Source organism: Pseudomonas sp. F01002, from assembly GCF_004402115.1.
GTDB lineage: Bacteria > Pseudomonadota > Gammaproteobacteria > Pseudomonadales > Pseudomonadaceae > Aquipseudomonas > Aquipseudomonas frigoris.
Genome location: NZ_SOPU01000003.1, coordinates 343,007 through 366,286, shown reverse-complemented (window position 1 = coordinate 366,286; position 23,280 = coordinate 343,007). Strand labels below are relative to the sequence as shown.

The following is a 23,280-nucleotide window of genomic DNA, read 5'->3' as shown; positions in this document are numbered from 1 at the left end:
TGAAACTCCTAATGAACCCCAGTGTGTTAAGTACAACGTGTAGCGCCGCGTCAGTTCAGGTAAGGGGACCAGGAAGGTTCTCTGACTTCGCCTTGTGCGGTAGGAAGCGGGAGCCTTACGCGTCCATTAATGGACACGAGCATCAAGACTCCCCGGCCCTGCTGGCGGGTGGCGTAGATTACCATGGTGCCGTTGGGCGCAACAGTAGGCGACTCGTCCAGAGTGCTATCAGTGAGGATTTTTACGCTTCCGCGCTGCAAATCCTGGGCCGCCACCTTGAAATTAGTGAAACCTTCCTGACGATGGATCATCACCAGGGTCTTTTCATCAGCCGAAAGCTTAGGGTTGGCGTTGTAGTTACCGATAAAGGTCACACGTTCCGCACCACCACCGCCTGCGCTGGTTTTGTAGATCTGCGGCTTGCCGCCACGGTCCGAGGTGAAGTAGATGGTCGAACCATCTTTACCCCAGAACGGTTCGGTGTTGATGCCAGGACCGTTAGTGACACGAGTGATCTGACGCGAACCCAGGTTCATCACGTAGATGTCCGGGTTGCCATCTTTCGACAGTACGAATGCCAGACGATTACCATCCGGCGACCATGCTGGCGCGCCATTCAGGCCTTCGAAGTTGGTGATCTGCTCACGGCGACCGGTGTCGATGTTCTGCATGAAGATACGCGGACGCTTCTGCTCGAACGACACATAAGCGATGCGTTTGCCGTCCGGTGCGAAACGCGGCGACAGGATCGGCTCGCGCGATTGCAGCAGGGTCACAGCACGGGCACCGTCATAGTCCGAACGTTGCAGCGTGTAGCGAGTGTTCTTCTCGGAGAAACGCTCGGCTGTCACGTACAGCAGACGAGTCGAGAACGCACCTTTGATACCGGTGAGTTTTTCGAACGACTGGTCCGCAATGTAGTGCGACATGTCACGCAGTTGATCGACGCTGCCCGACACGCTGCCGGTCAGCACTTGCTGCTCGGTGGCGACGTTGAACAGTGCGTATTGGACCTGCAGGCGACCGCCCGCAGGAGCAATGCTGCCGACCATGACGTACTGGGCACCCAGCGCCTTGAAGTCACGGAAGATGATTTCGCTGGCCTGGCTTGGCTGGCTGATCATGTTCTGTTTAGGAATCGGCGAGTAGTAACCCGAGTTGCGCAGGTCGTTACCGATGATTTCGGCCATGTCGTCCGGCAGAACGCTGCCGCCCTGGTTGCCAAACGGAACGACTGCGATCGGGGTGGCCCGATCACTGCCGCTGGTGACCAGAATGTTTTTTTCATCAGCTGCCGCTATCCCTGCCAGGCAGCAGATAACGACAAGCATTCCTCGAAGAAGGTTTCTCACAAGGCTAGATCCTCAGGTGTGAATGTCATCTTGAATGAACGATACGGAGCGAAATCGCTCGGCTTCATTCCCTGCATTTCTGTCAAACGTCCAATATTCTTCACCGCTGCTACAGCCGAAGCGTCAAACGGACCATCGCCACTGGATTTGGCCACGCTGACCGAAGTCAACGTACCGTCCGGCAACATGCCGATCTGCAACACGACTGTCATGCCTTTGCGGGCCGAAGGTGGACGAGCCCAGCCTTCCGCTGCACGAGCACGGATCAGATCATCGAAACTACCGGCGACTTCGTCACCCTGCTCATCCGCCAAGGCCTGCTGACGCTGCGGCGTGTCGGAAAGCAAATCTGCCAGGGCCTGAGCCTTTTTGTCTTCGGCGGATTTACGTGCCGCTTCCTGCGATTTTTTCTTCGCAGCATCGGCAGCAGCTTTCTTCTTCGCGTCTTCCGCGACTTTCTTCTTCGCGTCTTCAGCTTCAGATTTCTTCTTGGCGTCGTCCGCGGCTTTCTTCTTCGCGTCTTCGACGATCTTTTTCTTCGCTTCTTCAGCGGCCGCTTTCTTGGCCTCTTCTTCAGCTGCTTTCTTGGCTTCTTCTTCAGACTTCTTCTTGGCTATATCAGCCAATTGTTTCTCTTCGGCCTTTTTAGCTTCGGCGGTCTTCTTCGCTTCATCGGCTTTCTTGGCTTCATCAGCCTTTTTAGCCTCTTCCGCTTTCTTCGTCTCGTCGGCCTTTTTGGATTCTTCGGCTTTTTGAGCCGCATCTTCCTTCTTTTGTTCCGCGGCTTTGATCGCTTCCTGCTCGATCTTTTTCTGTTCCATCTGTTCGACTTCGGTCTGGCGCGCGGCGGATTTCTTCGCCTCACCCGCAATCTTCTGATTGGTCTGGGTGGTCGCCTGACTTTTCGATTTCAGTTGGTACAGGGTCGCCTGGACAATCGGCTTGGCCGGCGGCAGTTCGGGCGTGAAGGCGAAACTGACAAACAGCATGCCGAAAACCAGCACGTGCAAGACAAGCGCCCAGACACTAGGCCAGAAGTAGCTTTCCGAGGCGGACGGCTCTCGCATTTGCTGCATCAGGGTGCCTCGGTAATCAAGCCAACATTACCGACCCCGGCTTTCTGCAACCCGCCCATGGCGCCCATAACGGAACCGTAATCGACGGTCTTGTCGCCGCGGATGAACACCTGAGTACGCTTGCCACCTTCAGTACCGGCGCGAATGATCTTGGTCACGGCGTCAGTCATCTGCGGCAAGGTCATGGCCTTGTCCTGCTGCTTTTCGGTGTCGACTTCGCTGCCAAGGTTCCAGTAGTAGGTCTTGTCAGCCTTGATCGAAATGGTCAGGACCTGAGTGTTGTTGTCCTGCGGCAAGGCTTCGCTGGAAACCTTGGGCAGATCAACTTTCACGCCCTGATTGAGCATCGGAGCGGTCACCATGAAGATGACCAGCAGTACCAGCATCACGTCGATGTAAGGCACCACGTTCATCTCGGCAACCGGCTTGCGCTTTTTGCGAGCTCGAGCGATTAAAGCCATTGGAAATTACCTGCTTATTCTTCGCTGGTGTGCACTTTGCGGTGCAGGATCGCCTGGAATTCGTCGGCGAAGGTGTAGTAACGGCTCAGCAGGGTTTCGCTGCGAGCAGCAAAACGGTTGTAAGCGATAACGGCCGGGATGGCGGCGAACAGACCGATCGCGGTTGCGATCAGTGCCTCGGCGATACCTGGAGCCACAGTGGCCAGGGTCGCTTGCTGGGCAGTTGCCAGACCACGGAAGGAGTTCATGATCCCCCAGACGGTACCGAACAGACCGATGTACGGGCTGACGGAACCTACGGTCGCGAGGAACGGCAGGCTCTGCTCGAGCTTTTCTTCTTCGCGGGAAATGGCGACGCGCATGGCACGGGCCACGCCTTCCATGACCGCTTCCGGGTCAACGCCTGGCTGCTGGCGCAGACGGGAGAATTCCTTGAAACCGGCACGGAAGATCTGCTCTACGCCCGAATCCGGATCAGGATTGCTGCCGGCCTGACGGTAGAGTTTGGACAGGTCGATACCCGACCAGAAGCGCTCTTCAAAGCTCTCCAGGGCACGTCGACCGGCGCGCAGCAGATTGCTGCGCTGAAAGATCATGATCCATGAGGTCACCGATGCGGCTACCAGGATCAGCATTACCAGTTGCACCACGATACTGGCATTGCTGACCAGGCTCCACATGGAGGAATGGTCGACGACGTTAGCTTCCACGCTTTATCTCCTGCTTTGAGTGTGTACCCGCGCCGCTCACGTCGGCAAAGGCCGCACGTAGAGCTTCGGGAATGGCCCGGGGTTTCAAACTGTTAGTGCGCACACAGGCCACCAAAAACTGCCCTTCGCAGAGCAGCGCATTATCTGTGGCTCGCCTGACCTGCTGTTTGAAGCGCAGGCTGACACGGTTCAATTCGATTACTTCAGCGCTTACCAGCAGCTCGTCGTCCAGTCGCGCCGGCGCGTGGTAACGCGCTTCGCTGGAATGCACGACGAACAACAGGTCCTCACCTGCAAGCTGGGATTGGGCAAAGCCCAGCTCCCGGAGCCGCTCGGTTCGAGCCCGTTCCATAAACTTGAGGTAATTAACGTAATACACGATGCCGCCCGCATCGGTGTCCTCGTAATAAACGCGACAACGAAGTGCGAAAGGCTCAAGCCCGTTTTGCGCGCGCATACTCTAGTGCTTACTCCTCAGGTTGCCAATCCGGCCAGGCAACTGTTTTTCATTGATTCACGGCTTTCTGGCGAAAGTACGGTCCTGGGACCGCACAAACCCCGAATAAATCAGCGCGCAAAGGTTATTAATCGTCCACGGCATCGAGGAACTCGTCTACCACGGGCATCTCGCCCAATCGTGACGGGATGTTTAAACCGAAGTGCAGGTACGCATGCCGGGTCACCACTCGCCCCCGCGGCGTACGCATGATATAGCCCTGCTGGATCAGGTACGGCTCCAGCACGTCTTCAATAGTGTGGCGCTCTTCACTGATGGCTGCGGCGAGGCTATCGACCCCGACCGGCCCACCGTCGAACTTTTCGATCATGGTCAGCAACAGACGTCGATCCTGGTGATCGAAGCCACGCTCGTCGACATCCAGCAGGTTCAAGGCCAGGTCGGCGACTGGTTTGGTGATGTGGCCCTTGGCGCGAACTTCGGCGAAATCCCGAACCCGGCGCAGCAAGCGGTTGGCGATCCGCGGCGTACCACGGGCACGACGGGCGATTTCGAAGGCGCCTTCCGGGTCCAGCGGCAAGCCGAGGATATTCGCCGAACGACTGACAATCGTTGCCAGATCGGCGATGTTGTAGAACTCCAGGCGCTGGACGATACCGAAACGGTCGCGCAGCGGATTCGTCAGCATCCCCGCCCGCGTCGTCGCACCGACCAGGGTGAACGGCGGCAGATCCAGCTTGATCGAACGCGCGGCCGGCCCTTCGCCGATCATGATGTCGAGCTGGAAATCTTCCATGGCCGGGTATAACACCTCTTCGACGATCGGTGAAAGCCGATGGATTTCGTCGATAAACAGCACGTCGTGCGGCTCAAGATTGGTCAGCAGCGCAGCCAGATCACCCGGGCGCTCAAGCACCGGGCCCGAAGTGCTCTTGATCGACACGCCCATTTCCTGGGCGATGATGTTGGCCAGGGTGGTTTTACCCAGACCCGGCGGGCCGAAAATCAGCGTGTGGTCCAGGGATTCATTGCGCCCACGGGCAGCCTGGATGAACAACTCCATCTGCTCGCGAACGGTCGGCTGGCCAATGTACTCGGCCAGGCTGACAGGACGAATCGCTCGGTCCTGGACTTCCTCGCGGTCACGAGGGCCGGGCGTGGCGGTAATCAGACGATCAGCTTCAATCACTTAGATCATTCCCTTCAGGGCACGACGAATCATGTCTTCACTGCTCAAACCTTTCTCCTTGATCGCAGAAATCGCCTTGCTGGCTTCCTGCGGCTTGTAGCCCAAGGAGATCAGCGCGCTGACCGCGTCATTTTCGGCGGTAGCGACCGGAGCTGGCGCATCTGGCGCACCCGGCTGGTTTGGCACCAACGCGAACATCGCCGGCACCGTTTCCCAGGCCTTGAAGCGGTCCTTGAGTTCCACCAGCAAACGCTCGGCAGTCTTCTTGCCCACGCCCGGCACCTTGGTCAGTGCCGAGGTGTCCTGGGATTGCACGCAGCGGACCAGCTCATCGACTTCCAGGCTCGACATCAGGGCCAGGGCCAATTTCGGCCCTACACCATTGAGACGGATCAACTCGCGAAAAAAATCTCGCTCGCGCTTGCCGAAGAAGCCATAGAGTAACTGCGCGTCTTCGCGTACGACCAAATGGGTGTGCAAGGTCAGCGGTTCACCGACCGACGGCAAGCGATAAAGCGTGGTCATGGGCACTTCCAGCTCATACCCCAGACCGTTTACATCCAGAATCAGGTGCGGCGGCTGTTTCTCAGCCAGTGTTCCGCGCAAGCGTCCAATCACGTTTCAGATCCTTGAGCGTTGGCCAGCTCAGCAGCTGGCGACTGACAGAGCAAGGGTTTTGCGCCGACGACACAGGCGCAAAACCCTCGCTCCATAAAAAATGATTGCTGATGCTATCAGAGACGCAGGCGTCCGCCACGACTGCGTGCCGTGCCCAGGCCATGGGGCAACAGGCTGGAACGGGTGTGAGCATGGCAAATGGCGATGGCCAAGGCGTCCGAGGCATCGATTTGCGGTTTGCTGGTCAGTTTCAGCATGTGCATGACCATCATTTGCACCTGCTCTTTATTCGCCGCGCCGGTCCCGGTCACCGCCTGCTTGACCTGGGTCGCGGTGTATTCAGCGATTTCCAGGCTTTCTTCCGCCCCGGCAACGATGGCTGCGCCGCGGGCCTGGCCAAGTTTCAATGCAGAGTCAGCGTTGCGCGCCATGAAGACCTTTTCAATGCCCATGGTCACCGGGCCGTACGTCTGGATGACTTCGCGCACGCCGCGATAGACGATTTGCAGGCGTTCATGCAGCTCGCCGGAACCTGTGCGAATGCAGCCCGACGCCACGTAAACGCAACCACGCCCGGTATCTCGCACTACGCCATAACCGGTAATGCGCGAACCGGGGTCGATACCAAGAATTAAAGTCATAACGCCTGCAAAGCTAGTGCGAGTATTCGAGGGTAACTGTAGGAGCTGCCGAAGGCTGCGATCTTTTCAAATAAACGCTGAAAATCAAAAGATCGCAGGCTTCGCCAGCTCCTACCTGTACAGCGTAGGGCTTTGTGAAGGCTGCGATCTTTAATAAATGCATCAACCGAGCTGTGCGGCGACTGCCTCAGGAATGTCCGCGTTGGAATAAACGTTCTGCACGTCATCCAGGTCTTCAAGCATGTCGATCAGCTTGAGAACCTTCTCGGCGCCTTCCAGGTCCAGTTCGGCACTGGTGGTCGGCAGCATCACGATTTCCGCATCATCACCTTTGAAACCGGCCGCTTCCAGCGCGTTACGCACGGAGTAGAAACCGGCGAACGAGGTAAATACGTCGATGGAGCCGTCTTCGTGGGTCACCACGTCATCGGCATCGGCCTCCATCGCCGCTTCCATCAGCACATCTTCATCGACGCCTGGGGCGAAGGAAATCTGCCCCTTGCGCTCGAACAGATAGGCCACCGAACCGTCCGTACCGAGGTTGCCGCCGCATTTGCTGAACGCATGGCGAACAGCGGCGGCGGTGCGGTTGCGGTTGTCGGTCATGCACTCGACCATCACCGCCACGCCGCCCGGGCCGTAGCCTTCGTAGGTCAGCTCGACCATGTCGTCGGTGTCGGCAGCACCGGCGCCGCGGGCGACCGCGCGATCGATGATGTCGCGGCTCATATTCGCGCCGAGGGCCTTGTCCAGTGCCAGACGCAAACGAGGGTTGGAACCCGGATCACTACCGCCCTGACGGGCAGCAACGGTCAGTTCACGAATCCACTTGGTGAAAATCTTGCCCTTCTTGGCATCCTGACGTTCTTTGCGGTGCTTGATGTTCGCCCACTTGGAATGACCCGCCATATCTCGCTCCGAATTCTCTTTGAAACATTGCCCGCCACGCCATGACGCGCCAGCCGGCAAATAAAAATCTCGACCATTCTATAAAGAAAGGGCGCATCCGAAGATGCGCCCTTCTGGTCAGCCTTACTCAGCTTTAGGCGTTTCGCGCAGACGAATGTGCAGTTCGCGCAGTGCCTTGGCATCTACCACACCCGGGGCCTGAGTCATGACGCAAGCGGCGCTCTGGGTTTTCGGGAAGGCGATCACTTCACGGATCGACTGGGCGCCGGTCATCAGCATCACCAGACGGTCCAGACCGAAGGCCAGACCGCCGTGCGGCGGCGCGCCGTATTTCAGGGCGTCGAGCAGGAAGCCGAATTTCTCTTCCTGTTCCGCTTCACTGATACCCAGCAGACGGAACACCGACTGTTGCATTTCCTTGCGGTGGATACGGATCGAACCGCCACCCAGCTCGGTGCCGTTCAGGACCATGTCGTAGGCACGGGACAGAGCGGTCGCCGGGTTGGCTTCCAGTTCTTCCGGGGTGCACTTCGGCGCGGTGAACGGGTGGTGCAAGGCAGTGAAGCTACCGTCGTCGTTCTCTTCGAACATCGGGAAGTCGACAACCCACATCGGTGCCCACTCGCACGTCAGCAGGTTCAGATCGTTACCGACCTTGATCCGCAGCGCGCCCAGGGCTTCGCTGACGATCTTGGCTTTGTCGGCACCGAAGAACACGATGTCGCCGTCAACCGCGCCAACACGATCAAGGATCACATTGAGGTTGGCTTCAGGGATGTTCTTGACGATCGGCGATTGCAGACCTTCAACGCCTTTGGCGCGCTCGTTGACCTTGATGTACGCCAGGCCCTTGGCACCGTAGATGCCGACGAACTTGGTGTAGTCGTCGATCTGCTTGCGCGGCATGCTCGCCGCGCCTGGAACGCGCAAGGCGGCAACGCGGCATTTCGGGTCGTTGGCCGGGCCGCTGAACACCTTGAAGTCGACTTCTTTCAGTTGATCGGCAACGTCAACCAGTTCCAGCGGGTTACGCAGGTCCGGCTTGTCGGAACCGTAACGACGCATGGCCTCTTCGAAGGTCATGTGCGGGAACTCACCGAACTCCAGATCCAGCACTTCCTTGAACAGGTTGCGGATCATGCCTTCGGTGATGCCGATGATGTCTTTTTCATCGAGGAAGCTGGTTTCGATGTCGATCTGAGTGAATTCAGGCTGACGGTCGGCACGCAGGTCTTCGTCGCGGAAGCACTTGGCGATCTGGTAGTAGCGATCGAAGCCGGCAACCATCAGCAGTTGCTTGAACAGCTGCGGCGATTGCGGCAAGGCGAAGAAGGAACCGGCGTGAGTACGGCTCGGCACCAGGTAATCGCGAGCACCTTCCGGGGTGGCGCGGGTCAGGATCGGCGTCTCGACATCGAGGAAGCCGTTCTCGTCCAGGTAACGGCGGATGCTGGTGGTCATGCGCGAACGCAGACGCAGCTTCTCGAGCATTTCCGGACGACGCAGGTCGATGAAGCGATAACGCAGGCGGGTTTCTTCGCCGACGTCGGAGAACTCGTTGAGCGGGAACGGCGGGGTTTCCGCTTCATTCAATACTTCCAGCTCGTAGCCCAGCACTTCGATCATGCCCGACGCCATGTTGGCGTTGCCGGCACCGGCCGGACGCAGGCGGACCTTGCCGGTGACCTTGACCACGTATTCGCTGCGCACGCGATCGGCGGCGGCGAAGGTTTCAGCGCGGTCCGGGTCGAACACCACCTGGGCCAGACCGTCACGATCACGGATATCGAGGAAAATCACCCCACCGTGGTCACGGCGACGGTGAACCCATCCGCAAAGGGTAATTTCCTGGCCTTCCAGGCTTTCGTTCAGTTGGCCGCAATAATGGCTGCGCATCATGGTAGTGGTTCGCTTCTCGTAATTCGAAATTCGGTTGGAGACCTTGCTCATATCCTGCCCTTGTAAAAGGCGCCAGATGAGGCAAGAGCTCGCACGTGTCGTTCAACTCAGGTTCAAGACCCTAGTCAGCTTTGTCGCCGCCGGCCAGGTTCTTCTTGGAACCGGTCTTGAAATCGGTTTCGTACCAGCCGGTACCGCTAAGGCGGAAGCCCGGCATGGACAGCATCTTCTTAAGCTCTGGCGCCTGGCAGGCAGGGCAGTCGACCAGCGGTGCTGCGCTGATCTTTTGAATGGCTTCCAACTGATGACCACAGGAAGCACATTGATAGTCGTACATCGGCATGGGGGTTGTCTCGGCGATCAGATTGCTACCGCACACGCTGGGTTTTGCGGCAAAGAGCGGGATTATATCCATTAAATGCAGCCTGTGCAGCCGTAAGACTGCACAGACCGACACTCTACCCATTCCACCCCTGTGGCTAAGGCATGGCGACGCAGCCGCCTTCCTTCAGGCTGTGCACGACGCACACAACCCGCACCAGCCCGGTGAAGTTCTTGACCCCGCCGTGACGCAAATGCACCTCGCGGTCCACATGGGACAGCAGCGCACTGACCGTACAGCAGTTGACCTTGGCCATGTCGCCCAAAATATCCCAGTAGACCTGTTCAAGCCGCAAACAGGTTGCAAAGCCATTCAGCCGTACTGACCGGGATAAAGGCTGGGCCAGGCCCATATCAAATTCGCTGACAAATGGATCAATCCTTACATCCTTGACTGGACCGCCCCTCCACTCGCCTCGCCTGTCTTCGTAAACCATATCGTTGACACTCCTTTGTCATCCTTGCGTTTTTATAAGAGCAACAAGCTGTTTCTCTATAAAAGCGCAGGCGCAAAGTTATATCCAGATGACTTTATGACCATCAACGTAGGATAAGCCAACAACTGAAGGGCGATCATGGAGACCGTCCTACTCCAGACAATTTCCTACACGCCTGGGCGCAATATCGTTCAACAGAAAGACACTAATCGTTACGAGAAGACAGGGCGCGAACAACACCTCATGGGTGTCATCCGCGCACTGACATTGTTACTGATCCAGCAGGGAGCGCAGCATCCACGCGGTTTTCTCGTGGACTTGCATACGCTGGGTCAGAAGGTCAGCCGTTGGCTCGTCACTGACCTTGTCGAGCAGTGGAAAGATCCCGCGTGCTGTACGCGTGACCGCCTCCTGGCCTTCGACCAGTTGCTTGATCATGTCTTCAGCACTGGGCACACCCACCTCCTCCTTAATGGAAGAAAGGCGCGCATAAATAGAATAGGCACCCGGAGCAGGAAATCCGAGGGCACGAATTCGCTCGGCAATCGAATCGACGGCCAGGGCCAACTCGTTATATTGCTCCTCGAACATCAAGTGCAGGGTCCGAAACATCGGACCGGTGACGTTCCAATGGAAGTTATGGGTTTTCAAATAAAGTACATAAGTGTCCGACAGCAGACGCGAAAGCCCGTCGACGATGGACTTGCGATCCTCTTCACTGATACCGATATCGATTGCCATGCGTTTCCCCTAAAGGTGATGAAATTCATCCAGCAGGTGCAGGACCACTCTAGCAAGCCTGCCGGCACCCCGCAGCCCCGGGTTCTCCGGTTACCTGCGACAAATCGACCCTCAGGGCACCGCTGGACTGCCTGATTTGAGTAGCTGCAGGCTTTGCTGTTAAATAGGCAGTGTGTCGCTACCGCCTATTTTCCGGGGGCTGCGCATAGGCTGATACCGGGTACGTGTCCAACGCCTCTTATTGTTCTGAAGCGAACCGTGCTCAATCAGCTCTTCCTTGTGATCCGTCTTAACGTGAGTTACTCAAAATGTTGAAAATTGTCCACCTGCTAATGGGCGCAGCAGCCTTGCTGTTGTCCTTCATCCCTAGCCTGCGATCCGAAGCCGTACCTTACCTGCAACAACCCGATGCGTTGTACCTGGCCTTTTTCGGCCTGCTCAACCTCACCCTCGCTCCTGTTATCCCCTACTGGAACAAAGGCCCGCGTCATCAACTGCAAAACCTGGTCAGCGCCCTCCTGGTTCTGACCGTCGTCCTGCAAACCCTGACGCTGATCGCGCCGATGCCTGTCATTGCCGGTCAACCTGCCGTTCTGTTCAGCCTGGTTGCTGCACTGATTGCGGTTCTTCTGCACCTGGCCATCAGCTTCTACAAATCTTCACCGGCCGCCACCTCGCCAAGCTATGACATGAGCAACCGTGATACCGGCACCGTCAAGTGGTTCAACACCTCCAAAGGCTTCGGCTTTATTTCCCGTGATTCCGGCGACGATATTTTCGTGCATTTCCGGGCCATTCGTGGCGAAGGTCATCGTGTTCTGGTCGAAGGCCAGCGCGTGGAGTTCTCTGTCATGAACCGTGACAAGGGCCTGCAAGCCGAAGATGTGATCGCCGCTCTGCCGCGTCGCTGATTCAAGGCTAAAAAAAACCGCGAACAGCCTGGCTGTTCGCGGTTTTTTGTTGCCCGTCTGTTGGTCACACTCAGTAATGCGGCGGTGGCGCTTCTTCTTCAAACGTCTCGAACTGACCGGCCATTTCTTCTTGCCGCTTGAGCAAGGCGGCCATTTGCAGTTGCAGGCGCTCAACCGCACGCTGCTGCGTCGCCAGCACATCACTCAATGCCTGGATGGTGTCATCCTGAAACGCCAGCTGGCTCTCCAGATCGGTAACGCGTGCTTCCAGGCTCATGATTCAACCCTCCAGAAACGTAAAATCATCGGTCAATACCAGGCGCAACCGCTCGCGAATCAACGCGATCTGCTCCGAGTTATAAGGCTTGGCTGGGTGTTGACCCCAGACCGGCGCCGGCCAGGCGGCGTCCTCACGCTTGCGCACAATCACATGCATGTGCAACTGACTGACGACGTTACCCAAGGCCGCGACATTCAACTTGTCTGCGTCGAACGAGTCCTTGAGCATTTCCGCCAGTGCGGTTGTTTCCTGCCACAGCTGCTGTTGATCTGCGACACCCAACTGAAATATCTCACTGATATCCTCGCGACGTGGCACCAGAATGAACCAGGGGTAGTTCGAATCATTGGACAGCAGCAACCGGCAGAGTGGGAAATCCCCGATCGGTAACGTGTCTTGTTGAAGTCGTGGATCTAAAGCGAACACTGCGCGCACTCCCGCCGAGTCATCATTTTTCAGCTTAGCGTCCATCCCGAGAGACGGCGCACCAAGCGACAGGACGGCAGCATACCTGCGAACGCGGCTGGCTTCACGACGAACCATTGTCAAAGCCGCCCCGAGAAACTACAAACGACTGGTCGCGCGCCCCGACATGAGTCATTTTCGATCAGGGCGCACCATTACAGAACCAATAACCGCGCAAAAAACGCCGAAGTGACTGAAAAACAACGACGCGCTCGCATTTGGCAAACGGCCGCGCTGTATGAATTCAGTACAGCGATTAAAATTTTTTGCACCAAAACCGCACAGTGCGTCTACGCTGAGTCGGTCAGGCATCCGCCATCTACTCACTGGTGGGGTGAACCGGTAACGTTTTTGGTTGTCGTGCAGTCGGCCATAAGGGTGCAACACGATGCAAACCATGGCGTCAAGCCCGAACAATACGTGCTTGAACACCCCGGTTTTATGAGGTTTTTACAGCGGCAGGCAAACATTCAGAAAAAAAACCAGCAGGATTCTGATTTGTGCACGCTTGTTGCATTCACACCCACATCGCCTCTGAAGCGTCCGCTGGAAGTGGACGCTTCAAGGCAAATAAAAACAGTGGCAGGGTTGCCCGATGGAGATTCAAGCGTTTCACCAGGGACTCTTTTTACCGATGCTCAAGCCCTGGAAAACAACGCTAAAGTTGCCAGCCCGCTTGCATTGAGGCTGTAAATTTGCGACATCTACCAAGCTGTTTGCGACAGGGTCGTAAAGAAGCTGAAAGGTTAGATGCGCAAGTATCGCCAACATGGTCGGCGTGATATAAGTTTGCGCCGACACAAAAAGAAAGAGCCGCCCAGATAATAAATCAGGTGGGACGGCAGTACTCTTCTAAAAACCAAAGGAGCAAATCACGATGCGCGTGATGAAGTGGAGCATGATCGCACTGGCTGTTGCAGCAGGCACCTCGCAGTTCGCAATGGCGTCCTCCCAAGACGATTCCAAGGGTTTCTTCGGCGACCAGAGCCTGAAACTTAAAACCCGTTTTGAGTACATGAACCGCGATTACAAAAACGGTGCACGCAACAACGCAGACTCCGGCTATCGCCAGTCCTCCGGCCTTAGCCAGTTGCTCACTTACGAGTCGGGCTTCACTCAAGGTACTGTTGGCTTCGGTCTTGATGCCATGGCAATGGGTGCGGTCAAACTTGATGGCGGTTCGGGCCACCGTGGTAACGGCCTGTTCGCTATCGATAGCGACAACAACGAAGAGAAATCCCAGGGCAAGGTCGGCGGTGCAGTCAAACTGCGTCTCTCCGACACCGTTCTGAAATACGGCCGTCAATTCGTTGCCAGCCCTGTGTTTGCTACAGATGACAGCCGTATGCTGCCAGAAGTTGCTGAAGGCACCTTGCTGACCAGCAAGGAAATCAAAGGCCTGGAACTGAGCGCCGGTCGTTTCACCGCGCTGAGCTCCCAAACCGGTATGGGTCATGACAGCATCGCTGGTCTGCCGGATGAAGATGGCAACCACGCCAAAGGCCTGAGCAAAGGCATCAACATCTTCGGTGCCAGCTACGCCTTCACCGACAACTTCACCGGTGCACTGGCTGCGTCGGATGCCGAAGAGTACTTCAAAAAGTACTACGTCAACCTGAACTACACCCTGCCTATCACCGAAGGTCAGTCCCTGAACTTCGACCTCAACGGTTATAAAACCAAAGGCGATACCCGCGGCGACCTGGTTGACGCCATCGGCGACGGCACCCTGGGTGTGGACAACAACCTGTGGTCCCTGGCAGCTGCCTACAGCCTCGGTGCTCACAAGTTCACCCTCGGTTACCAGCAGTCCAGCGGCGACAACGCTTACTACTATGGCGTTGACGGCAACAGCACCATCTTCGTTTCCAACTCCATTCAGATCTCCGACTTCGTGGGCCGCGAGGAGAAATCCTATCAAGCTCGCTACGACCTGAACATGGCTACCTACGGCGTACCTGGTCTAAGTTTCATGACCCGTTACGTAATGGGTGACAACATCAAGACCAACGGTCTGGGTGAAGGCAAGGAAAACGAGTGGAACATCGAGTCCAAGTACGTTGTGCAAGAAGGCCCGGCCAAAGACCTGTCTTTCCGTGCTCGTTTCGCCAACTACCGTGCAAACGGCGCGTATGCCAACTATTCGCGTGACAACTACGATACCCGTCTGATCATCGAGTACCCGCTGAACATCCTGTAATCCGGATGTAAGACCAGCAGTACTGAAAGTCAAAAACCGCCCACCTCTTCAGGTGGGCGGTTTTTTTATGCACGCCGTAAAATTTGCAAATCAGCAAACAACTTCATGTCATAACATTAGAACTTTTATCAATGAACTGGCTGGAGGGCAGAAAAAAGCCCAAGAGACTATTAATCTCTTGGGCCCATTACTGACAGCCAACTAATAAAAGTACGGTTACTGCACGGTTGCTTCCTGAACCACTCGAATCACCCGCTGTGGAAACGGAATATCGATACCAGCCGTTTTCAAACGGTCACGGGACTGTTCGTTGAACATGAACATCACGTCCCAATAATCTGCAGTCTTCACCCACACTCGCAGAGAAACAGTGATCGAACTATCACCCAGTGTCGAAATCACTGCCTGAGGTGCCGGCTCCACCAAAACACGCTCATCTTTGGCCAGGTCCAGCAAAACATGACGGGCCTTTTGCAGGTCCGCTTCGTAATCAACGCCCACATCAAACACAACTTTGCGCGTCGGTTGACGGTTAGTGTTGGTGATGATGCCGTTCGACAGATTACCGTTAGGCACGATGATGGTTTTGTTATCGCCAGTACGCAGCACCGTGTGGAAGATCTGAATGCTGTCGACCGTGCCGGCAACACCTTGGGCTTCGATCCAGTCACCAATGCGGAACGGGCGGAACAACAGAATCAGCACACCACCCGCGAAGTTCGCCAGGCTGCCCTGCAAGGCCAGACCGATGGCCAGACCTGCCGCACCGATGGCCGCGACGAACGAAGTGGTTTCCACCCCGATCATCGATGCCACGCTCACGATCAACAGAACCTTGAGAATAATGTTCGCCAGGCTACTGATAAACCCTTGCAGCGCCAGGTCGGCGTTACGCAGCGCCAGCAACCCGCCAAGTTTTAGCGCCACCTTGTTGATCAGCCACCAGCCGATGGCCAGCGTGATGACCGCCAGCAGCACGCGGCTGCCGTATTCCATGATCATCGGAATCCAGGCTTGAGACGCCTTGACCAGGTTGTCCACTTCAGTATTCAAATCCATCTACATTCTCCTGGGTTAAGCACAATCCGGGTGGGAGCGACGGTGCGACGATTCGACTTGCTCGCGAAAGCGGTGTGTCATTCAACAGTGATGTCGGGTGATACGCCCTCTTCGCGAGCAAGTCGAGTCGTCGCACCGCCGCTCCCACAAGGTTCCCGCATGAAAGGTCAGTCGCGGAAGTTGTTGAACTGCAGCGGCATATCGAAAGTCTTGGCGCGCAGGGCCGCGATGGCTTCCTGCAAGTCATCACGCTTCTTGCCGGTAATGCGCACCTGCTCACCCTGAATGGCAGCCTGAACCTTGAGCTTGGCGTCTTTGACATGAGCGACGATTTTCTTCGCCAGCTCTTTGTCGATGCCTTCCTTGAGGACCGCTTCCTGCTTCATCAGTTTGCCCGACGCATAGGCATCCTTGACTTCAAGGCACTGCACGTCGATTTTGCGCTTGACCAGGGCCAGCTTGAGGATCTCAATCATCGCTTCGAGCTGGAAATCGGCTTCAGCAGTCAGGTTGACGGTCAGGTCCTTTTCCTTGAACTCGAAGGTGCCTTTGCCTTTCAGGTCATAACGACGATCGAGTTCCTTGACGGCGTTCTCGACCGCGTTGGTGACTTCGTGTTTGTCCAGTTCGGATACCACGTCGAACGACGGCATGTAATCTCTCCAATAAAAGGGCATGCTCGATCACGATGGAGCACGCCTGGCTTGCGGTTAAAATCCGCGCTGATTATAACGGGTCTTTCCCATCATTCACTGCGAGCCTCCCATGCGCGCGACAAACAGAGCAAAAAGCTGATGTCCACCACCTGGCATGTTCTGGGCGCCGGCAGCCTTGGCACCTTATGGGCCACTCGACTGGCACGGGCCGGCGTGCCGGTCAAGCTGATCGTGCGGGACGCTGCACGCTTGCAGGCGTATGAGGCGGCGGGTGGGTTGACGCTGGTCGAACACGGTAAAGCGAAGTGCTATCCGGTGCCCGCCGAAACACCCGACAACAGTGAACCGATCAACCGCCTGCTGGTGGCCTGCAAAGCCTACGATGCCGAGAAAGCCGTGGCCCAACTGGCACCGCGCCTGGCCCCCGACGCCGAGCTGATCCTGTTGCAGAACGGTCTTGGCAGCCAAGACGCCGTCGCCAAGCAGGTGCCGCAGGCTCGCTGCATTTTCGCGTCAAGCACTGAAGGTGCCTTTCGCGATGGCGATTGGCGCGTGGTATTCGCCGGCCACGGTTACACCTGGCTGGGGGATGCCGGGCATCCCGTGGCGCCGATCTGGCTGGATGACGTGAGCGCCGCCGGTATTCCCCACGAGTGGAGCACCGACATTCTGACCCGGCTGTGGCGAAAACTGGCGCTCAACTGCGCGATCAATCCGCTGACCGTGCTACACGACTGCCGTAATGGCGGTTTACAGGAACACCACTGCGAAGTCGCCACCCTTTGCGGCGAATTGACCGAGTTGCTTGAGCGCTGCGGTCAACCGGCAGCGGCCGAGGACCTTCAACAGGAAGTCGAACGGGTGATTCACGCGACCGCCGCCAACTACTCTTCGATGTACCAGGACGTCGCGAACCAGCGCCGGACCGAGATCAGCTATCTATTGGGTCATGCCTGCAAAGTCGCCGCGAGGCATCAACTCAACCTGCCGCACCTCAATCAACTTGAGCAAAGGTTGATCACCCATCTGCACAGCCTTGGATTGCCCAGCGACTGAGCAGCGGCTACGCTGGCCACTTGTTCCTTTTCAGCGATGAACCTGATGCTATTGCGCCAGCGCCTTGAAAACCTTCCGGTCGGCCAGAAATTGCTGGCCGCCCTGCTGGTGCTGTTGACCACCGTCCTGCTGGTCGCCAACCTGACCTTTATCAGCGCCGCGTACTACATCTCCCAGGAAAGCATGGCACCTCAAGCCTTGCAGACCATCGGCCGCCTGGTGTCCAACCCCAGCCTGGTGTCCGAAGCCTTGCAGTCACCGCAAAGCGCCGAACGCCTGCTCAATGAACTCAACAGCTATTCACCGTTGCGCGCGGCGGCCCTTTATGACGGCAAGGGCGAGCGTCTGGCGCAGTTGCAGCATGGCGACAATCTGAGCCTGCCAACGCGTTACCGGCACATTGAATCCTGGCAAGCTACCGAGTTTCGCAGCAATCAAATCATCACCCTGCCCCGCCCCGGCACCGCGCCCGGCCACCTGTTACTGGTCGCCAGCAGCGAACTGCCGATGGCGTTCTACACCGGGACCCTGACCGCCAGCCTCGGGATTCTGATCTTCAGTGTGCTGTTGTGGCTGGTGATCGCCCGACAGATCAAACGCCTGATCACCCGGCCAATTCATCAGCTCGAAGAGCTTTCCCGGCAAGTGACCCGGGAAGAGAACTACGCCTTGCGCGCCTCCCGCGGTAACCATGACGAAATCGGCAGCCTCGCCGAGGCATTCAACACCATGCTGTCGCGGATCGAGGCCCGTGAGCAGCAACTCAAGCGGGCCCGGGACGATTCCCAGGCCGCTTATGACCAGGCCCAGGGCCTGGCCGAAGAAACCCGTCATACCAATCGCAAACTGGAACTGGAAGTCCAGGTGCGCAGCAAGATCGAGAAGAAGCTCACCGGTTTCCAGAACTACCTCAACAGCATCATCGATTCCATGCCCTCGGCGCTGATCGCCCTTGATGAACAGCTCTACGTGACGCAGTGGAATCAGGAGGCCAGCGCCCTCTCCGGCACGCGCCTCGACGAAGCCTTGAACCAGCCGATCTTCCTTGCCTTCGAACCACTCAAGCCGTTTCTGCCGCAACTCAAGCAAACCGTCGAGCAGCACACAGTGGCCAAGATTGAACGGGTGACGTGGCTCAAGGACGAAGAACCCAAGCACTACGCGCTGACGTTCTACCCGCTGATGGGCGGTGCCGGGCGTGGTGTGGTGATCCGGATCGACGACATCACTCAGCGTCTGTCGCTGGAAGAAATGATGGTGCAGTCGGAAAAAATGCTCTCGGTCGGCGGCCTTGCCGCGGGCATGGCTCACGAGATCAACAACCCGTTAGGCGCGATCCTGCACAACGTGCAGAACATTCGCCGGCGCCTTTCGCCTGATCTGCCGAAGAATCTCGAACAAGCCGAGCAAACCGGGATCGCGCTGGAAACGGTCAACAAATACCTGCAAGCGCGCGAAGTGCCGCAGTTGCTCGATGGCATTCAACAGGCTGGCGCCCGGGCGGCGAAGATTGTCACGCACATGCTCAGCTTCAGTCGCCGCAGTACCCGGCAAATGGCCCCGTGCGACCTGCCGGCGCTGATCGATCAGGCGGTGGAAATCGCCGGCAACGACTTCGACCTGGCGATCGGTTTCGACTTCAAGGGCCAGGCGATCATTCGCCAGTTCGATCCAGCGTTGGGCCCGGTGCCCGGGACCGCGAACGAACTGGAGCAAGTGCTACTCAATCTGCTGAAAAACGCCGCTCAGGCGATTCACCAACGTGAAGACGACCGCGAGCCGGGACGGATCATTCTGCGCACCAAACTGAATCCACCGTGGGCGGAAATCCAGGTGGAGGACAACGGCATCGGCATGAGCGAGAGCGTGCGCAAACGCACCTTCGAGCCGTTCTTCACCACCAAGGAAATCGGTCAGGGCACCGGCCTTGGCCTGTCGGTCTCGTATTTCATCATTACCAACAACCACAAGGGTCAGATGGAAGTGCAATCGACCCTGGGCCAAGGCACGTGTTTCACCTTGCGCCTGCCCTTGGCGGGCACCCCGCTCGTCTCTCAAGAACTCAATCAGCTATCGAGGTAACCATGGGCTTTCGCTTGTCGAAGATTTACACCCGCACCGGCGACAAAGGCGAAACCGGGCTGGGCGACGGCCGCCGCGTGCCCAAGGATCATCCACGGATCGAAGCCATTGGCGAAGTCGATACGCTGAACAGTCAGGTGGGTGTGCTATTGGCCGGGTTGGCGGCGGAAAGTGGCGAGTATCCGGGCTTGAACGAAGTGATCGATGTTTTGGCGCCTTGCCAGCACCGGTTGTTCGACTTGGGTGGTGAACTGGCGATGCCGGTGTATCAGGCACTGAACATGGCAGAAGTGGAACGTCTGGAAACTGCAATCGATGTGTGGAATGAAGAGCTGGGGCCGCTGCAGAATTTCATTCTGCCGGGTGGTTCGGCGTTGATTGCTCAGGCCCATGTGTGCAGAAGCCTGGCGCGCAGTGCCGAGCGGCGGTGTCAGCATTTGAATGTTGTCGAACCGTTGGCTGGGGTTGGGTTGGCGTATATCAATCGGTTGTCGGATTTGTTGTTTGTGGTGGCACGGTTGATTGCCAAGCGACAGGGGATTGCCGAGATTTTGTGGCAGCCGGCGGCGAAACCCGAAGTTTAGTCGGCGCCTGTCAGGCCGCCTTCGCGAGCAAGCCCGCTCCCACAGCTTACCGAGTTCTTCCAGAAGGAACGCGATCGAATGTGGGAGCGGGCTTGCTCGCGAAGAGGCCAGTTGCTACACCGAAGAATCAGGCCAAAACGCCCGAATACCCGCCGCACCCTGCGCGCCCGCCTCCCAGGCTTTCTGAAGATCCGCCGGGCCAACACCACCGAGCAAGAACACCGGCTTGCTGAAACCTTCGATCAACGCGCAAGCCTGTTCCCAGCCCAGCGGCTGAGCCCCCGGATGAGTCAGGGTCGGTTGCACCGGTGACAGGGTCACAAAATCCACCCCCATCTGCTCGGCCAACGCCAGCTCTTCAGCGTTATGGCAGGACGCCGCCAGCCAGCGCGACGCCGGTAACGGGCGGCCAGCCGCTGCGTATTTGCGCAGTTGCGCGGAGGTGATGTGCCAACCGGCGGACGGGAAATCTCCCAGCCACTCGAACGGCCCCTTGATCATCAACTGCGCCTTGCCGGCACACAGCCCCGCCGCGTCCACCGCCAGATCGCGGTACTTCGGATCGTAGCCGTTGGGTGCCCGCAACTGGATCAGCTTGATGCCGCCGGCAATGGCTTTCTGAATACCGCGCAGCAAGGCCGGGGTTTCCAGATCTTCCGGGGTAATCAAATACTGCGCGGGTAACCGTGCAGCCGCGACAATCGGCTGGTTGGCCGCCGGGAACTCGTAGTTCAGCAGATCGCGGGGCGCGACCCATTCCAACGGCTGGCCTTCGGCGCCGTGCGGTTCGCCGGTAAAGGCCGACACTTCCCAAACGTCCAGCAACACTTGCTTGTCCGGGTAATCGTGCCGGACCTTGATCAGCGGGCGAGCCGCGTTGACCACAATGCCCAACTCTTCATGGAGTTCGCGAGCCAGGGCGGTTTCGACGGATTCGTCGGCCTCGACCTTGCCACCGGGGAATTCCCACAGGCCACCCTGATGCTGAGTGTCGGCACGGCGGGCAATGAGGATCTTGCCACTGCCATCGCGGATGACAGCGGCGGCTACGTGTACTCGCTTCACTGCCCGACCTCCTCCAGACCCGCCTTCTGCCACGCCTTGAAGGCGGGCCATTGGTAGATGGTTTCGACGTAGGCCGCGTCCGCTGCGGGCAGCCTCACCTGATAGGTGCGCAGGCGCACGGCGATCGGTGCGAAGAAGGCATCCGCCAGGGTCGCGCCGCCGAACAGGAACGGACCGGTTTCGGTGGCGGCGGCGCGGCACTCGGCCCACAACGCCAACATACGCTCAATGTCGACCTGGACGTCAGCCGGTGTCGGCGACAGCGCAGCGTCGTGGCTCAGGTCGAATGGCATGTTGCCGCGCATGGCGAAGAAACCGCTGTGCATCTGCGCGCAGGCCGAACGGGCCTGGGCGCGGGCGGCGGTGTCATTGGGCCAGAGGCCGGCGTCGGGGAACTGCTCTGCCAGATACTCGGCAATCGCCAGGGAATCGGCGATGGTGCCGTGTTCGGTTTTCAGCAGCGGGACTTTCGCGGTCGGCGAGTGCTTGAGCAGACGCTCACGCGTATCCGGCTGGTTCAGCTTGATCAGTTCTTCGGTGTAAGGGGCGCCAGCCAGGTCGAGGGCCAACGCGCCGCGCAGGGACCAGGAGGAGATCAGTTTGTCGCCGATGATCAGGTGCAGGCTCATGTTCGGGACCTTTTGATGGAGGAAACAGGCCAGTCTATTTAGTGACTGAGAGACCGCTTTCGCGAGCAAGCCCGCTCCCACATTAGATTTGTGTACACCTCAAACCAATGTGGGAGCGGGCTTGCTCGCGAAGGGAGCGACTCGGTCCTGACTTTGGTTACGTGCGGTATTCGGCGTTGATTTTCACGTATTCGTGGGACAGGTCGGTGGTCCAGATGGTTTCGCTGCAATCACCGCGACCCAGCTCGATACGGATCGTGATTTCTTCCTGCTGCATCACGGCCGCGCCCTGGGCTTCGGTGTAGGTCGATGCACGAGCGCCACGGCTGGCGATACAGACATCACCGAGGAACACGTCGATCTTGCTCACGTCCAGGTTCGGTACGCCGGCACGGCCGACGGCGGCCAGAATGCGGCCCCAGTTCGGATCGGAGGCGAACAGTGCGGTCTTGATCAGCGGCGAGTGAGCCACGGTGTAACCGACGTCCAGGCATTCCTGGTGATTGCCGCCGCCGTTCACTTCAACGGTCACAAACTTGGTCGCGCCCTCGCCGTCACGAACGATAGCCTGGGCCACGTCCATGCACACTTCGAACACGGCCTGTTTCAGCTTGGCGAACAAATCACCGCTGGCCTCAGTGATTTCCGGCAGTGCTGCCTGACCGGTGGCGATCAGCATGCAGCAGTCGTTGGTCGAAGTGTCGCCGTCGATGGTGATGCGGTTGAACGATTTGTTGGCACCGTCCAGCAGCAGGTTTTGCAGCACGTCGCGGGAGACTTTGGCGTCGGTGGCGATGTAGCCGAGCATGGTCGCCATGTTCGGGCGGATCATGCCCGCGCCTTTGCTGATACCGGTGACGGTGATGGTCACGCCGTCATGCTGGAACTGGCGGCTGGCACCTTTTGGCAGGGTGTCGGTGGTCATGATGCCGGTGGCGGCAGCTTCCCAGTTGTTGACCGACAGGTCGTCGAGGGCGGCTTGCAGGGCTCCTTCGATTTTCTCGACCGGCAGCGGCTCGCCGATCACACCGGTGGAGTACGGCAGCACCAGGCTGGCGTCGACGCCGGTCAGCTCAGCCAGTTTGGCGCACGTGCGCTCGGCGGCGGCAAGGCCTGGTTCGCCAGTGCCGGCGTTGGCATTGCCGGTATTGGTCAACAGGTAACGCACCGGACCTTGCACGCGCTGCTTGGCCAGGATCACGGGAGCCGCGCAAAAAGCGTTCAGGGTGAACACGCCAGCGACCGTGGAACCTTCGGCACAGCGCATGACCACAACATCCTTGCGCCCCGGGCGCTTGATGCCAGCCGAGGCGATACCGAGTTCAAAACCGGCAACCGGGTGCAACGTTGGCAAAGGACCAAGACCAACAGCCATGAATGCGCTCCTTAATAAATGATGTCAGCACCGCTTTCAGGAAGAAC

At 58.0% G+C, this 23,280-nt stretch carries 26 protein-coding genes; 6 read left to right on the top strand and 20 right to left on the bottom strand.

Features of this window, described 5'->3' with window-relative positions; all coding sequences use genetic code 11:
• Positions 1 to 50: 50 nt before the first annotated feature.
• From tolB to E3W21_RS02165, 13 genes are all read right to left on the bottom strand, one after another.
• Positions 51 to 1,352 carry a Tol-Pal system beta propeller repeat protein TolB gene (tolB, locus tag E3W21_RS02225; RefSeq protein WP_074879460.1) on the bottom strand — a complete coding sequence of 434 codons (1,302 nt, stop codon included), beginning with the start codon at positions 1,350 to 1,352 and terminating at the stop codon, positions 51 to 53.
• A complete protein-coding gene (tolA, locus tag E3W21_RS02220; RefSeq protein ID WP_134417559.1) occupies positions 1,349 to 2,428 on the bottom strand; it encodes a cell envelope integrity protein TolA in 1,080 nt (359 codons plus the stop codon). Before tolA ends, tolB begins: the two co-directional genes overlap by 4 nt.
• The gene (tolR, locus tag E3W21_RS02215; RefSeq protein WP_161807482.1) at positions 2,428 to 2,880 is read right to left on the bottom strand and encodes a protein TolR; all 453 of its coding nucleotides are present in this window, start codon (positions 2,878 to 2,880) and stop codon (positions 2,428 to 2,430) included. The genes tolA and tolR overlap by 1 nt, the downstream gene beginning before the upstream one ends.
• A 23-nt stretch (positions 2,881 to 2,903) precedes the next feature.
• Complete coding sequence (tolQ, locus tag E3W21_RS02210; protein WP_046049659.1) at positions 2,904 to 3,599, bottom strand: protein TolQ; 696 nt, start codon at positions 3,597 to 3,599, stop codon at positions 2,904 to 2,906.
• Positions 3,589 to 4,056, bottom strand: a complete 468-nt coding sequence (ybgC, locus tag E3W21_RS02205) for a tol-pal system-associated acyl-CoA thioesterase (protein WP_008147372.1) — start codon at positions 4,054 to 4,056, stop codon at positions 3,589 to 3,591. Before ybgC ends, tolQ begins: the two co-directional genes overlap by 11 nt.
• Before the next feature lie 127 nt (positions 4,057 to 4,183).
• Entirely contained in the window at positions 4,184 to 5,245 is a 1,062-nt protein-coding gene (gene ruvB / locus E3W21_RS02200; protein ID WP_134417557.1) for a Holliday junction branch migration DNA helicase RuvB, read from the bottom strand.
• Positions 5,246 to 5,863 (bottom strand): Holliday junction branch migration protein RuvA, encoded by a 618-nt coding sequence (gene ruvA, locus E3W21_RS02195; protein ID WP_129437843.1) that lies wholly within the window; start codon positions 5,861 to 5,863, stop codon positions 5,246 to 5,248.
• A gap of 116 nt (positions 5,864 to 5,979) precedes the next feature.
• The gene (ruvC, locus tag E3W21_RS02190; RefSeq protein WP_008147379.1) at positions 5,980 to 6,504 is read right to left on the bottom strand and encodes a crossover junction endodeoxyribonuclease RuvC; all 525 of its coding nucleotides are present in this window, start codon (positions 6,502 to 6,504) and stop codon (positions 5,980 to 5,982) included.
• Between the two features lie 162 nt (positions 6,505 to 6,666).
• Entirely contained in the window at positions 6,667 to 7,413 is a 747-nt protein-coding gene (locus E3W21_RS02185; protein ID WP_134417555.1) for a YebC/PmpR family DNA-binding transcriptional regulator, read from the bottom strand.
• A gap of 123 nt (positions 7,414 to 7,536) precedes the next feature.
• Positions 7,537 to 9,312: an aspartate--tRNA ligase gene (gene aspS, locus E3W21_RS02180; RefSeq protein ID WP_129437847.1), complete on the bottom strand. Its 1,776-nt coding sequence runs from the start codon at positions 9,310 to 9,312 to the stop codon at positions 7,537 to 7,539.
• Between the two features lie 121 nt (positions 9,313 to 9,433).
• Positions 9,434 to 9,655 carry an FmdB family zinc ribbon protein gene (locus E3W21_RS02175; RefSeq protein ID WP_010457489.1) on the bottom strand — a complete coding sequence of 74 codons (222 nt, stop codon included), beginning with the start codon at positions 9,653 to 9,655 and terminating at the stop codon, positions 9,434 to 9,436.
• A 136-nt stretch (positions 9,656 to 9,791) separates the two neighbouring features.
• A complete protein-coding gene (locus E3W21_RS02170) occupies positions 9,792 to 10,130 on the bottom strand; it encodes a ribbon-helix-helix domain-containing protein (protein WP_134417552.1) in 339 nt (112 codons plus the stop codon).
• Between the two features lie 270 nt (positions 10,131 to 10,400).
• Positions 10,401 to 10,871 carry a Dps family protein gene (locus E3W21_RS02165; RefSeq protein ID WP_129437851.1) on the bottom strand — a complete coding sequence of 157 codons (471 nt, stop codon included), beginning with the start codon at positions 10,869 to 10,871 and terminating at the stop codon, positions 10,401 to 10,403.
• Between the two features lie 308 nt (positions 10,872 to 11,179).
• Between E3W21_RS02165 and E3W21_RS32110 the strand changes: the two genes are divergently transcribed.
• A complete protein-coding gene (locus E3W21_RS32110; protein WP_134417550.1) occupies positions 11,180 to 11,782 on the top strand; it encodes a cold-shock protein in 603 nt (200 codons plus the stop codon).
• Between the two features lie 70 nt (positions 11,783 to 11,852).
• Here E3W21_RS32110 and E3W21_RS02155 read toward each other — a convergent pair whose 3' ends face one another.
• Positions 11,853 to 12,059 (bottom strand): SlyX family protein, encoded by a 207-nt coding sequence (locus E3W21_RS02155; RefSeq protein WP_008147392.1) that lies wholly within the window; start codon positions 12,057 to 12,059, stop codon positions 11,853 to 11,855.
• 3 nt (positions 12,060 to 12,062) lie between these two features.
• Positions 12,063 to 12,488: an HIT domain-containing protein gene (locus tag E3W21_RS02150; RefSeq protein WP_134417548.1), complete on the bottom strand. Its 426-nt coding sequence runs from the start codon at positions 12,486 to 12,488 to the stop codon at positions 12,063 to 12,065.
• Between the two features lie 228 nt (positions 12,489 to 12,716).
• On the opposite strand from E3W21_RS02150, the gene E3W21_RS31075 reads away from it, so the two are divergent.
• Positions 12,717 to 13,220, top strand: a complete 504-nt coding sequence (locus E3W21_RS31075; RefSeq protein WP_166793801.1) for a hypothetical protein — start codon at positions 12,717 to 12,719, stop codon at positions 13,218 to 13,220.
• Between the two features lie 184 nt (positions 13,221 to 13,404).
• Positions 13,405 to 14,727, top strand: a complete 1,323-nt coding sequence (locus E3W21_RS02145; RefSeq protein WP_134417546.1) for an OprD family porin — start codon at positions 13,405 to 13,407, stop codon at positions 14,725 to 14,727.
• Positions 14,728 to 14,943: 216 nt separating this feature from the next.
• Here E3W21_RS02145 and E3W21_RS02140 read toward each other — a convergent pair whose 3' ends face one another.
• Positions 14,944 to 15,786 (bottom strand): mechanosensitive ion channel family protein, encoded by an 843-nt coding sequence (locus tag E3W21_RS02140; RefSeq protein WP_134417544.1) that lies wholly within the window; start codon positions 15,784 to 15,786, stop codon positions 14,944 to 14,946.
• Between the two features lie 167 nt (positions 15,787 to 15,953).
• The gene (locus E3W21_RS02130; protein WP_007906601.1) at positions 15,954 to 16,439 is read right to left on the bottom strand and encodes a YajQ family cyclic di-GMP-binding protein; all 486 of its coding nucleotides are present in this window, start codon (positions 16,437 to 16,439) and stop codon (positions 15,954 to 15,956) included.
• Between the two features lie 141 nt (positions 16,440 to 16,580).
• On the opposite strand from E3W21_RS02130, the gene E3W21_RS02125 reads away from it, so the two are divergent.
• Genes E3W21_RS02125 through E3W21_RS02115 form a run of 3 tightly spaced genes read left to right on the top strand, consistent with a single transcriptional unit; the run spans position 16,581 to position 20,164 of the window.
• Positions 16,581 to 17,498 (top strand): putative 2-dehydropantoate 2-reductase, encoded by a 918-nt coding sequence (locus E3W21_RS02125; protein WP_134417542.1) that lies wholly within the window; start codon positions 16,581 to 16,583, stop codon positions 17,496 to 17,498.
• A gap of 45 nt (positions 17,499 to 17,543) precedes the next feature.
• Positions 17,544 to 19,580 carry a PAS domain-containing sensor histidine kinase gene (locus E3W21_RS02120; protein WP_134417540.1) on the top strand — a complete coding sequence of 679 codons (2,037 nt, stop codon included), beginning with the start codon at positions 17,544 to 17,546 and terminating at the stop codon, positions 19,578 to 19,580.
• 2 nt (positions 19,581 to 19,582) lie between these two features.
• Positions 19,583 to 20,164 carry a cob(I)yrinic acid a,c-diamide adenosyltransferase gene (locus tag E3W21_RS02115; protein WP_134417538.1) on the top strand — a complete coding sequence of 194 codons (582 nt, stop codon included), beginning with the start codon at positions 19,583 to 19,585 and terminating at the stop codon, positions 20,162 to 20,164.
• Between the two features lie 114 nt (positions 20,165 to 20,278).
• On the opposite strand, the gene E3W21_RS02110 is transcribed toward E3W21_RS02115, so the two are convergent.
• The 3 genes from E3W21_RS02110 to argJ form a co-directional block, all read right to left on the bottom strand.
• On the bottom strand, positions 20,279 to 21,229 hold the full coding sequence (locus tag E3W21_RS02110; protein ID WP_134417536.1) for a Nudix family hydrolase: 951 nt from the start codon (positions 21,227 to 21,229) through the stop codon (positions 20,279 to 20,281).
• Positions 21,226 to 21,858 carry a glutathione S-transferase family protein gene (locus E3W21_RS02105; RefSeq protein WP_134417534.1) on the bottom strand — a complete coding sequence of 211 codons (633 nt, stop codon included), beginning with the start codon at positions 21,856 to 21,858 and terminating at the stop codon, positions 21,226 to 21,228. Before E3W21_RS02105 ends, E3W21_RS02110 begins: the two co-directional genes overlap by 4 nt.
• 157 nt (positions 21,859 to 22,015) lie before the next feature.
• Positions 22,016 to 23,233 (bottom strand): bifunctional glutamate N-acetyltransferase/amino-acid acetyltransferase ArgJ, encoded by a 1,218-nt coding sequence (gene argJ / locus E3W21_RS02100; RefSeq protein ID WP_123367875.1) that lies wholly within the window; start codon positions 23,231 to 23,233, stop codon positions 22,016 to 22,018.
• Positions 23,234 to 23,280: the final 47 nt, after the last annotated feature.